This is a genomic window from Mycobacterium sp. 852013-50091_SCH5140682 (genome assembly GCF_001665685.1).
Classification (GTDB): Bacteria; Actinomycetota; Actinomycetes; order Mycobacteriales; family Mycobacteriaceae; genus Mycobacterium.
Window position 1 is genome coordinate 15,865 of the sequence record NZ_LZTB01000130.1, and the last position, 10,603, is coordinate 26,467.

The 10,603-nt window shown below is 67.2% G+C and carries 13 protein-coding genes; all 13 read left to right on the forward strand.

Features of this window, described 5'->3' with window-relative positions:
* The first annotated feature begins 100 nt into the window (after nt 1–100).
* The 13 genes from A5784_RS34670 to A5784_RS34730 are packed head-to-tail and all read left to right on the forward strand — an operon-like array spanning nt 101 to nt 10,601.
* Entirely contained in the window at nt 101–502 is a 402-nt protein-coding gene (locus A5784_RS34670; protein WP_064949394.1) for a hypothetical protein, read from the forward strand.
* 26 nt (nt 503–528) lie between these two features.
* Complete coding sequence (locus tag A5784_RS34675) at nt 529–2,115, forward strand: phage tail sheath family protein (RefSeq protein ID WP_064949395.1); 1,587 nt, start codon at nt 529–531, stop codon at nt 2,113–2,115.
* A 19-nt stretch (nt 2,116–2,134) separates the two neighbouring features.
* Entirely contained in the window at nt 2,135–2,659 is a 525-nt protein-coding gene (locus A5784_RS34680; protein ID WP_064949396.1) for a phage tail protein, read from the forward strand.
* A gap of 4 nt (nt 2,660–2,663) precedes the next feature.
* On the forward strand, nt 2,664–3,356 hold the full coding sequence (locus A5784_RS34685; RefSeq protein WP_064949397.1) for a hypothetical protein: 693 nt from the start codon (nt 2,664–2,666) through the stop codon (nt 3,354–3,356).
* The gene (locus tag A5784_RS34690) at nt 3,353–4,051 is read left to right on the forward strand and encodes a hypothetical protein (protein ID WP_064949398.1); all 699 of its coding nucleotides are present in this window, start codon (nt 3,353–3,355) and stop codon (nt 4,049–4,051) included. Before A5784_RS34685 ends, A5784_RS34690 begins: the two co-directional genes overlap by 4 nt.
* A 6-nt stretch (nt 4,052–4,057) precedes the next feature.
* Nucleotides 4,058–5,302 (forward strand): Pvc16 family protein, encoded by a 1,245-nt coding sequence (locus A5784_RS34695; protein ID WP_064949399.1) that lies wholly within the window; start codon nt 4,058–4,060, stop codon nt 5,300–5,302.
* A complete protein-coding gene (locus A5784_RS34700) occupies nt 5,299–7,374 on the forward strand; it encodes an ATP-binding protein (protein ID WP_064949400.1) in 2,076 nt (691 codons plus the stop codon). The genes A5784_RS34695 and A5784_RS34700 overlap by 4 nt, the downstream gene beginning before the upstream one ends.
* On the forward strand, nt 7,371–7,631 hold the full coding sequence (locus A5784_RS34705) for a hypothetical protein (protein WP_064949401.1): 261 nt from the start codon (nt 7,371–7,373) through the stop codon (nt 7,629–7,631). Before A5784_RS34700 ends, A5784_RS34705 begins: the two co-directional genes overlap by 4 nt.
* Nucleotides 7,628–8,260, forward strand: coding sequence for a hypothetical protein (locus tag A5784_RS34710; RefSeq protein WP_064949402.1), 633 nt, complete (start codon nt 7,628–7,630; stop codon nt 8,258–8,260). The genes A5784_RS34705 and A5784_RS34710 overlap by 4 nt, the downstream gene beginning before the upstream one ends.
* Nucleotides 8,261–8,272: 12 nt before the next feature.
* Nucleotides 8,273–8,599: a hypothetical protein gene (locus tag A5784_RS34715; protein WP_064949403.1), complete on the forward strand. Its 327-nt coding sequence runs from the start codon at nt 8,273–8,275 to the stop codon at nt 8,597–8,599.
* Between the two features lie 25 nt (nt 8,600–8,624).
* Nucleotides 8,625–9,746 (forward strand): hypothetical protein, encoded by a 1,122-nt coding sequence (locus tag A5784_RS34720; protein ID WP_064949404.1) that lies wholly within the window; start codon nt 8,625–8,627, stop codon nt 9,744–9,746.
* Complete coding sequence (locus A5784_RS34725) at nt 9,743–10,261, forward strand: phage baseplate assembly protein V (protein ID WP_064949405.1); 519 nt, start codon at nt 9,743–9,745, stop codon at nt 10,259–10,261. The genes A5784_RS34720 and A5784_RS34725 overlap by 4 nt, the downstream gene beginning before the upstream one ends.
* A gap of 13 nt (nt 10,262–10,274) precedes the next feature.
* Nucleotides 10,275–10,601 (forward strand): hypothetical protein, encoded by a 327-nt coding sequence (locus A5784_RS34730; RefSeq protein WP_064949406.1) that lies wholly within the window; start codon nt 10,275–10,277, stop codon nt 10,599–10,601.
* Nucleotides 10,602–10,603: the final 2 nt, after the last annotated feature.

A 10,603-nucleotide genomic window follows, 5' to 3' on the forward strand; every position in this document is an offset into this window, starting at 1 on the left:
ATCTCGGGATCCGGATCGATTCACAACCTGGGATCTATTGCACCAGAAGGCATTTAGCGGCGTACTTAGGTGAATGGTTGCTGACCTCGCTGGGACGGACATGGCCGACAATGACATCCACCACGACGCGATGGACGTCGCGCTCGTGTGCTGCTCCGGGATCCTTGGTGACGTCATTCGCCGCAATCTGGCCGCCGTACCCGACGTGGCAGTTGTCGCGGACGTGCCGTTCGACGGGGTCACGGAACTTGCCGAAGCCCTGTGCCGCAGTGACCCAGACGTCGTGGTCTGGGTGCTCGACGACGAGCGCGCCATCGCCGAGCACGCCGAGTTGTTCCATACCGGGCGCGGGCGATCCGTGATCGCTGTGCTCGACGACGGTCGCAGTACAGCGTGCTGGCAGCTGCGCCCACACCGGACCGTCCTCGATCCACCTTCCATCGACAACATCGTCGCGGCGCTGCGTGACGCGGCTGCGCCGCTGATGCCCGATCAACCCTGAACCGCCGGGCGAAAGGAGATCCAGCCATGCCCACATCACCGACCTATCCGGGCGTATACATCGAGGAACTGCCGAGCGCGGTGCGCACCATCATCGGTGTCCCCACATCGATCGCGGCATTCGTCGGCTGGGCGCCGCGCGGGCCCGACGGAGCCGAGGCGATCACGAGTTGGGATGACTACCAGCGGATCTATGGCGGCCTGCACGTGAGCAGCCCGATGAGCCAGGCGGTCTACCAGTTCTACCAAAACCGCGGCAGCGAAGCGGTGATCGTGCGGCTGGCGGGAAAGAAGGGCGGCACCGCGGCGGCGGCCACCATCCAGCTCGGTCCTGACGGCACCGCTCCCAAACTGCAGGCCGTCAGCGTCGGGAGCTGGGGCAACAATCTGCGGGCTCGGGTCGACTACACCACCAAGGATCCGGCCGACACCACGCTCTACAACCTGACAGTGCGCGACACCGGAACCGGTGCGCAGGAGACCTACCTCAACGTCAGTACGGTTGCCACCGACGCGCGCACCCTCGACAACGTCCTCGCGGGCTCGGAGCTGGTGAAGGCGGTCGCTAACCAGGCGACGCGCCCGAAGGACGACGCCGTCGTGCCGGTGGGGCAGGACCCGTTCGCCGACGGGCACGGCCAGGACCAGGAGCCCGGGCACCCCCGGTGGTACACGCAGGCCGACGCCAACAGCGGTAAGGACGACCCCGCCGTGGGCCCGGACGACTACATCGGCGGCGCCGGCGATAGCTTTTCGCTCAACAAGCAGGGCATCTATGCGCTGCTCACCACCGACATCTTCAACATGCTGTGCCTGCCCGGCCGGGCCGACGACAACGGTGTGCTCTCCGCGGCGCTGCAGCTGTGCGGCGATCGACGCGCGATGCTGATCGTCGACCCGCCCAGTGCCTGGGGGTCGGTGAATGCGGCGGTCACCACCGCGCACTCGCTCACCGGCGACAGCGCCAAGAATGCCGCGGTGTACTTCCCTAACATCAAGTTCTCCAATCCGTTGAAAGAGGGTGCGGTCGAAGCGTTTCCGCCGTGTGGGGCGGTGGCAGGCGTGTGGGCCCGTACCGATGTGCAACGGGGTGTGTGGAAGGCACCGGCCGGCACCGACGCGTCGCTCAACGGCGCCGACAGTCTCGACGTGAAGATGACCGACGGCGACAACGGCCGGCTCAACCCGCTCGGCATCAACTGCCTGCGCACCTTCCCGGTGGTGGGCCACGTGTCGTGGGGCGCCCGTACGATGCGCGGCGCCGACCGGCTCGCCGACCAGTGGAAGTACGTCCCGGTGCGCCGGCTGGCATTGTTCATCGAGGAGAGCCTGTACCGGGGCACGCAGTGGGTGGTGTTCGAGCCCAACGACGAACCGCTGTGGTCGTCGATCCGGCTGAACGTCGGTGCCTTCATGAACACCCTGTTCCGCCAGGGAGCATTCCAGGGGCAAACACCGCAAGAGGCCTACCTGGTCAAGTGCGACAGCACCAATAACCCGCAGAACAGCATCGACCGCGGCATCGTCAACATCCTGGTCGGCTTCGCACCGCTCAAGCCCGCCGAGTTCGTGATCATCCAGATCCAGCAGCTCGCCGGCCAGATTCAGGTCTAGGTACGAGAAAGGCACGGCTATGGCCGATAGCAAGACCAAGAGACGTGATCCGTTCAAGAACTTCCGATTTCGGGTGAAATTCGCTGGCGGCAACGAGTACATGCTCGGTGTCAGCAAGGTCACCGGCTTCAAGCGGAGCACCGAGGTGATCAAGCACCGCAACGGTGGGGATCCCGCCACCAGCACCAAACTGCCGGGGCGTACTGAATACGACCCGATCAGCCTCGAACGCGGAGTCACCACCGACAAGGTGTTCGAACAGTGGGCCAACGGAGTCTGGAGCTTCACCAACGCCTCAGGCGGTCTGGAGACGTCGCTGAAAGACTTCCGCCGCGACCTCATCGTCGACGTCTACAACGAGGCGGGCCAAAAGGTGTTGTCCTACCAGGTCTTCAACTGCTGGGTGTCCGAATGGCAGCCGGTGTCGGATCTGGACGCCAACGCCAATGCCGTTGCCATTCAACACATCAAGCTGGAGAACGAAGGTTGGGTCCGGGAAGACCTGCCCGAACCGCCCGAGGTCAGCTTCACAGATCCGGCGTGATGCCATGCAAGGCCCACCCGAAGCCCGGGTACTCGCCCTGTGGGAAGCGGCAGCCGACACCTCGCCGTTGCTTCGCACGCTGACCCTCGCCGCCGCGGGCGGCGCACCCTCCGGCGGCGGCGCCGATCTGAGCATCGGACAACGTGACGGATATCTGTTGGCGATGCGGCAGGAGTGTTTCGGGTCGACGTTCGCCTGCATCGTGAACTGTCCCGAGTGTGGTGCAGAGCTGGAACTGGAGTTGACTGCCGCCGACCTCGCCGTGCGGGGTGGCGATCGTGACCGCGCGACATTGACCGTCGATGGCGCGGTGATCGAATTCCGCGCGATCACTTCTCGCGATCTGCTCGCGGTGGCTGGCCGGCCCGCCGCGCGCCGCGACCTCATCCACCGCTGTATCACCGCCGGTGGTGCGGGCCCGTTGCCTGATTCGACGCTCGACCAGCTCTCGGCTGCCATGGCGGCACTGGATCCGCAGGCCGATGTGAGCGTCGAGATCGACTGTGCGGTTTGCGAACACCGCTGGGCGGCACCGTTCGACATCGCCGGCTACCTGTGGGCGGAGCTCAACACTCACGCCCTGCGGATTCTCCGAGAGGTCCACGAACTGGCGTCGCTGTACGGCTGGTCGGAGGCCGAGGTGTTGGCCGTCAGTCCGGCCCGGCGTCGCCGCTACCTGGAAATGGCCACGTCATGACCGATTTCGTGGACAGGGTGCTCGGCCGATCCGCAGGTGCGGTGATCCGGCCGTTGTTGCCGACGCTCTACGAACCGATGATCCGTAGCCGCGTTGAGGAACCACTGCCGATGGGAACCTTCACCGACGCCGTCGATCATCGGACTGACACCGAATCATCTGTAGTGCAAGGACTCCCGGAGATTGCGCCTCCGGTGACGGTGCCCGCAGCACCCCATGCGGCGCCGCCGCAGCCCGCCGTGGCCATCCCACTGACGCCACCAGGCCAGGCCGAACCGCTGCCGACCGCCGCGCCGCACCAGAGCACCTCGGTGGTGTCGGTCTCACCGGCGTCACCGCACCTGCGCAGGTCGGCGGTTCCGGTCGACCGCCGGGCTCCCCATGAGGATTCCCGCGCCGCGGGTCCGGTACCCGGGCCATCAGCGGTCGCGGAGTCGTCGTCCGTGCAGCCGGCCCAGCCGGCGAGACCGGCGGTCCCAGCGGCTCCCGAAGGCCGTTTCCGCGAGCGTCCCAACGCGTTTCAGCAGACCTTCGTGCACGAACGTGACCGCGTCCGTGAGCCCGATGTGCACATCAGCATCGGGCGCGTGGAGATCAAGGCCGCCATGCCCGCCGCGCAGCCCCAACGCCGCGTCGAGCCGGGCCGGCGACCGCAGCTGACTCTGGACGACTACCTCAAGAGCCGGGGGAGTTGATCGGCGATGAGCGACGCGCGTGCCATTGAAGGGGTGACCCAGACGCTGCTGCAGGTGATCGACGACGCCGTGAACAAAGGGCCGCAGTCCTACGGGGGTGGGGTCAAAGTGATCGCACAGCCGCCGCACGAGGTGCAGACCGACATCGAACCACTGCAGGTCAATCTCTTTCTCTACCGCACCGAAATCGCCCCGGGGCTTCGCAACGAGGATCCCCTCGACATCACCCCCGGCGAGACCGGGCAACCACCGCTCCCGCTCGCCCTGCACTATCTCATCACCCCATATGTCCAGGGCGGCAAGGATCTCGACGCGCACCGGCTGCTCGGTCTGGCGTCCCGGGCGGTGCAGGAACAGAGCCAACTGAGCCAAACCCAGCTGCACGACTCGGCCGCGTTCAGCAACGTGTCCACCCAGCTCGACCGGATCCGCATCACCTGGCAGGCGCTGGCCGAGAACGACATCTACTCGCTGTGGTCGGCCTTCCAGACGCCCTACCGGCTGTCGGCCGCCTTCGAAGTGCGCGTCGTCTTCATCGACAACCGCCGGCCCCCGCGGACACCGGTTCCGGTGATCCGCCGCGGCCAGGACGACCAGGGACCGACCGCGCTCGCCGACACCGCATCGCCGTTCCCCGAACTCGACGCCGCGGTGGCCGCGAACGGACAGACCGCGGCTCAGATCGGCGAATCCGTGGAACTGCAGGGCATCAACCTGTCCGCGGCCACCGTCAGCGTCAGCGTCGGCCACCCGCTGCTGCCCGCCCCGATACTCCTGGCGCCCACCGCGGTCACCGCCACTGCCGTGACCGTCGACCTGGCCGCCGCATCGGGTGTGCCGGCCGGTGTGTCCTCGGCCAGCGTGAGCCTGACGGACACCGTTGCCGCAGAACAGGTCACGACCATCACCAACGCCGTTCCGCTCGCGGTGGCCCCGCGTATCACGAGCGCCGTGCCGATGACCGTCCATCCCGATGCGCAAGGCTCGGTGCAGATCGCCCTGAGCTGCGCACCACCCGTGGTCGACGGGCAGCCGGTATTCCTCCTCGTCGGTGACCGGGCCGTCCCCGAGGACCGAGCACGGATCGGCACTGCTGTCGTCGGCGAGAACCTGTCGTTCACCGTCGACCACGCGGTTGCCGGCCGACACATCATGCGACTACGTGTCGCCGGCGTCGACAGCCGGCTGGTCGACCGGTCGGGCGCCAAGCCGCGGTTCGACGACTCGCAGGCCGTGACGGTGACCCCATGACACACCCCGCAGACGACCGCGCTCGATGGGAGACCGGCAACGGCGAATTCCTTGCCGCGTCGCTGGCATGGCTGCGGCTGGTCCTGCAACGGCACGACGGGCTGTCCGATGATGTGCCGACCGCGACGGCCACGCCCCAGCGCAACGGCGGCCTGTCCCGCTTCCTCGGCCGGGACCACGCGGCGCACGAATCGGCCGGAGCGCCGGCTCGCCAGTCCGTGTCCGACGAGGCCATCGCGAACGCCGCCGCGCGGGTGGCCGACACCGAGCAGCTGGCCCCGCGGCCGGCGTTGGTGGAGTTGGCTGTGCGCCTGGGACTCTCGCGCTTCGAACGGGACATGCTGCTGTTGTGTGCCGCCCTGGAACTGGCTCCATCGGTGGCCTATCTGTGTGCACGGGCGCACGGCAACAGCCAGATGCGCTACCCGACCTTCGGCCTCGCACTGGAGATCTTCGCGGATCCGGCCTGGGATGCCGTCTCGCCACAGGGTGGTCTGCGGTTCTGGAAGCTGGTCGAGGTCACGCCGCGTTCCGGTGAAGGGCTGATCTCCGCGGCACTGCGCGCCGACGAGCGCATCGTCAACTACATCAAGGGCCTCAACTGTCTCGACGACCGGCTCGCCCCGTTGATGACATGCCTCGAGTCGCCTGGTGCGCAGGATCTTCCGCCGTCGCAGCGGCTGGTGGCCGAAAGGATCGGACGGGAATGGTTGCTCGCGGCGACCGGCACGCCGACCGTGCAGCTGGCCGGTGTCGACCAGGCGGGCAAGCGACTGATCGCCACCGCTGCGGCCCGGCAGTGCGGCCTGCTGGCCTACCGTCTGCCGGCCGATCTCATTCCGTCGCAGCCGACCGACCTGGACAACCTGGCGAGACTGTGGCAGCGCGAAAGCGCACTGCTGCCACTTGCGTTGTACATCGACGCCGAAGAAGTCGACGACGAACACAACCTCACCCGCCTTGCCATCGGGCGGCTGCTGGCCCGGATCGGCGGAGCGAGCGCGCTGGCGGTGCGGGAGAGCTGGTCCGATGTCGGTCGTCAATCCGTCGTCGTCGATGTCGAGGCGCCGACGCCGGCCGAGCGTGCCGACGCGTGGCGCGCCTGCCTGCCCGGCGACACCGACCGAGCCGCCGGCGACGCGCTGTCGGCGCAGTTCGCGTTGGAGATCTGTGACATCAGCGAGATCGCCGCGATGGCAACCGATTCCGCCGACGCGTGGCGTGAGTGCCGCGCGCGTACCCGGCCCCGACTGGACGCCCTGGCCCAGCGCCTGGAGCCACGCGTCGACTGGGACGACATCGTGCTGCCCGACGCCGCGCGCACCCTGCTCGAGCGGGTGGCCGACCAGGTCTCGTACCGCAACGTTGTCTATGACGACTGGGGATTCGGCGAGCGCATCAACCGCGGCCTGGGGGTCAGCGTGCTATTCGCAGGCCCGAGCGGTACCGGCAAGACGATGGCCGCGGAGGTGCTGGCGGCCCGCCTGCACCTGGATCTGTACCGCATCGACCTCTCCGCGGTCGTCAGCAAGTACATCGGTGAGACGGAGAAGAACCTGCGCAAGCTGTTCGACGCCGGGGAAAGCGGCGGCGCGATCCTGCTTTTCGACGAAGCCGACTCGATATTCGGCAAACGTAGCCAGGTCAAGGACGCTCATGATCGCTACGCCAACATCGAGATCAATTACCTGCTGCAGCGGATGGAGCAGTACCACGGCCTGGCGATCCTGGCCACCAACATGCGCGCCGCGCTCGACCCCGCGTTCCTGCGGCGGCTGCGGTTCGTCATCGAGTTCACCTTCCCCGATGTCGCCGAACGCCGGTTGATCTGGCAGAAGTCGTTTCCCGCGAACTCGCCCGCGGCGACGCTGGACTTCGACCGCCTGGCCCAACTGCCGGCGAGCGGCGGGGTGATCCGCAACATCGCTCTCAACGCGGCATTCCTGGCGGCAGCCGCCGGCACGAAGATTTCCATGGAGACCGTATTGAGTTCTGCACGCATGGAATTCGAGAAGCTCGAGCTGCCGATCCGCGAACGTGAGTTCACCTTGAGTCCGGTAGGTGCGCGATGAGAATCGAGATCCACATCGACCGCATCGTGCTCGACTGCCTGGGCGCCGACGCGCCGAGCGCCGACGAGATCGGTCGCGCCATCCAGGCGGAGCTCGCCAAACAGATTGCCGCCACGCCACGTTCGGCATGGCGGCACTCGCGCACAGTTGCCCGGGTCCGCGGCCGGTCGCTGCCGGTGACCACACCGAACCAGATCGGCCGGGTGGCCGCCGTGGCCTTGCACCGCGCAGTGACGCACGAGGTGCGGCAGCCATGAGCACCTTCCCGCAGTCCGCCAACCCCGTTCGGGGTGGCTTCGTGCTGGTCGATCCCGACACCGGCCGTCCGGTCAAAACGATAGCGTTCCAATACAACCCCGACACGCTGACCAGGACCCTGCAGCCGCAGGGTATCGGTGGTGAGCCCGGCGACCGACTCGAAGCGTTACGGCTCAAGGGGCCTCCGCACGAGTCGCTCAAGTTCGACGCCGAATTCGATGCGACGGACGCTCCCGAGAAGTACCCGGACGGTCTCTACCCGGTGCTCTCGGCGCTGGAGCTGTCGATCTACCCGACGACAGCGCAACTGCGCGCGGAAGATCAGCTCGTATCCGGGGGACAGCTCGAGATCGCCCCGGCGGAGTCCGCCCTGATGGTGCTGGTGCTGGGCCCCAAACGGGTCCTGCCGGTGCGGCTCACCGACGTCAGCATCGCCGAGGAGGCGTTCGACCAGGCGCTGAACCCGATCCGCGCGAAAGTCAGCATCGGGGTACGCGTGCTCACCGTCGACGACCTCGGCTTCCGCCACAAGGGCGGGCTGCTGTACCTGAGCTACCAGGACCAGAAGCAACGGTTCGCCGCCACTGTCAACGACCCCATCACCGCCGTCGGTGTGAACACCATCTAAGGACGTGTGCCGATGTTCGCCATCACCAGCCGCTACCAAGGGATCCCCACCTCGGTCTACGAACTGCCCGACGGCAGGAAGGTGACCTACGTCCGGCGACGGTTTCTGCCGCGGCCCGCGGACCTGACCCAGATCGGCACACACGAGGTCCGCGTCGGGGAGCGTCTCGACACTGTCGCGTTCGCGGTCTTCGGGGATCCCGAACAGTTCTGGATGATCGCCGACGGCAACCCCACGCTGGACCTCACCGACCTCACCGCTGTCGGTGTGCGGCTTCGGATCACCTTGGCGGGCATTCCCCAGGGTGGCCTGCTCCAGGCCGCGGGAGTCACGCCATGACCGCGCGCGCGAAAGCGCGGTCGTGATGGCCAAGAGCTTTCAGCTGTTGTTGATGATCGGGTCCGCGCTGGCGGTCCCGGCGCCCGCCGCGCTCATCGACTCGCTGCAGTCGGTGCAGGTCACCACGAGCGCGGGCCAGCGCAGCGGGTTCCAGTTGTCGTTCGCGATCAGCAAGAAGTCCGTCATCACCACCACATTGCTCCCCGCCGGACTGCTCGACCCGCCCGCGCGGGTGATCGTCGTCGCGCTGCTCGGAGGCCTGCCCAAGGTGTTGATGGACGGGGTCATCACCAGGCACGAACTTAGTCCCAGTGACACACCGGGCGGTTCGACGCTGACCGTGACCGGGGAAGACCTCACCGCGCTGATGGACATGGCCCATGAGCGGATGTGTTTCCCCGCAATGCCACTGAACCTGCGGGTGATGGCGATCGTCGCCAAATACGCGCTGTACGGCATCATTCCGGCGGCGGTCCCCGCCGTCATCTTCAATGTGCCCAACCCGTTGAAAACCATCCCCGTGCAATCGAGTACCGATTTGGATTACATCCAGGCCCTTGCGTTGGAGGCGGGCTACTCGTTCTTCCTGATCCCCGGGCCCACTCCGGGGGTCAGCGTCGCCTATTGGGGCCCCGAGGCCCGGGCCGGGATGCCGCAGCCCGCACTCACCGTAAACTCGGGCGCCGCAACCAATGTGGAGTCGTTGTCGTTCAGTTTCGACGGGCTGTCGCGCACCCAATACACCATCACCCTGACCGAGCCGAACACGAAGATCGGCATCCCGATCCCGGTTCCCGACGTGTCGCTGCTGCGCCCGCCGTTGGCCTCGCGCCCGGCCGTCGCGTTGCGCCAAGAACCGCTGCCCAATCTGGCGGGTCGCGATCCGCTGGACATCGCGCTGCGCGGGCTGAGCAAGACCACGCATGCCGCCGATGCGGTCACCGGGCAGGGCAAGCTCGACGTCCTGCGCTACGGCCACGTCCTCGAGGCGCGCAGCATCGTCGGGGTGCGTGGCGCCGGTCTGACCTACGACGGCACCTACTACGTCAAAAGTGTCACCCACGACATCAAACGCGGCGAATACAAGCAGAGCTTCACGCTCACGCGCGACGGCTTCCTCCCACTGATCCCGGCGGTGCTCCCATGACAACCGATGCCAAGAAGTTCCATGGCGCCTACAAGGGCGTCGTGGTGTCGAACGTCGACGCCACCGGCGGCAACCGGGTGATGGTGCGCGTCGAAGACGTGCTGGGAAACGACCCGTGCATCTGGGCCGACCCCGGCTACGCCACGCCCGGCATGAACGTTGTGCCCATGGTGAATTCGGGAGTCTGGGTGCAGTTCCAGGACGGCGACCCCGACCGCGCCACCTACACCGGCTTCTGGCGGGGCGGCCTCGTCGACGCGCCACCGGTCGCGCAGACGTTGCCCCCCGGCGTTCCCCAGATCGTGATGGGAACTCCGGGCCAGAACTACCTTCTCATCACCGATGCGCCGGGGCCCGTCGGCGGGATCCAGATACAGATCCGAGGCCCGGCGGGACCGTCGATCAAGATGACCGAAGCCTCCATCGAACTGTCCTGCGGGCCCGGGCTGGCCTCCATCAGGCTGACCGGCACCGCCGTGATGATCAACAACAAGTCCCTCGTGATCCCGCAGTAAAAAGGGGTGGAACATGCCAGGTTTCGTCGTCGACAGCGCAACCACGATGACCTGCCCGCACGGCGGCAAGGTCACCTTCATCCCGGTCGGACCGCCGACCGTATTCGTCAACGGGCAGCCCGTCATGACCGCGGCGGACCAGATCACGGTCGTCGGGTGCACGCAGCCCGCTCCCTGTGTGAAAGTGCAGTGGGCCAACGTCGGACAGGCACTGATCAACGGCACGCCGGTGCTGCTGCAGGCCCCGTCGATCCCGCCGGGCCCGGGCAACGGGATGTGCGCTCCCACACCGGCGCCGCCCGTCCTGGTGGCGATGCAACAGGCCGCGCTGGGGACGTGACC

Coding starts and splice junctions, on each gene's coding strand:
- A5784_RS34670 (WP_064949394.1), top strand. CDS start 101: ATGGCCGACAATGACATCCACCACGACGCGATGGACGTCGCGCTCGTG.
- A5784_RS34675 (WP_064949395.1), top strand. CDS start 529: ATGCCCACATCACCGACCTATCCGGGCGTATACATCGAGGAACTGCCG.
- A5784_RS34680 (WP_064949396.1), top strand. CDS start 2,135: ATGGCCGATAGCAAGACCAAGAGACGTGATCCGTTCAAGAACTTCCGA.
- A5784_RS34685 (WP_064949397.1), top strand. CDS start 2,664: ATGCAAGGCCCACCCGAAGCCCGGGTACTCGCCCTGTGGGAAGCGGCA.
- A5784_RS34690 (WP_064949398.1), top strand. CDS start 3,353: ATGACCGATTTCGTGGACAGGGTGCTCGGCCGATCCGCAGGTGCGGTG.
- A5784_RS34695 (WP_064949399.1), top strand. CDS start 4,058: ATGAGCGACGCGCGTGCCATTGAAGGGGTGACCCAGACGCTGCTGCAG.
- A5784_RS34700 (WP_064949400.1), top strand. CDS start 5,299: ATGACACACCCCGCAGACGACCGCGCTCGATGGGAGACCGGCAACGGC.
- A5784_RS34705 (WP_064949401.1), top strand. CDS start 7,371: ATGAGAATCGAGATCCACATCGACCGCATCGTGCTCGACTGCCTGGGC.
- A5784_RS34710 (WP_064949402.1), top strand. CDS start 7,628: ATGAGCACCTTCCCGCAGTCCGCCAACCCCGTTCGGGGTGGCTTCGTG.
- A5784_RS34715 (WP_064949403.1), top strand. CDS start 8,273: ATGTTCGCCATCACCAGCCGCTACCAAGGGATCCCCACCTCGGTCTAC.
- A5784_RS34720 (WP_064949404.1), top strand. CDS start 8,625: ATGGCCAAGAGCTTTCAGCTGTTGTTGATGATCGGGTCCGCGCTGGCG.
- A5784_RS34725 (WP_064949405.1), top strand. CDS start 9,743: ATGACAACCGATGCCAAGAAGTTCCATGGCGCCTACAAGGGCGTCGTG.
- A5784_RS34730 (WP_064949406.1), top strand. CDS start 10,275: ATGCCAGGTTTCGTCGTCGACAGCGCAACCACGATGACCTGCCCGCAC.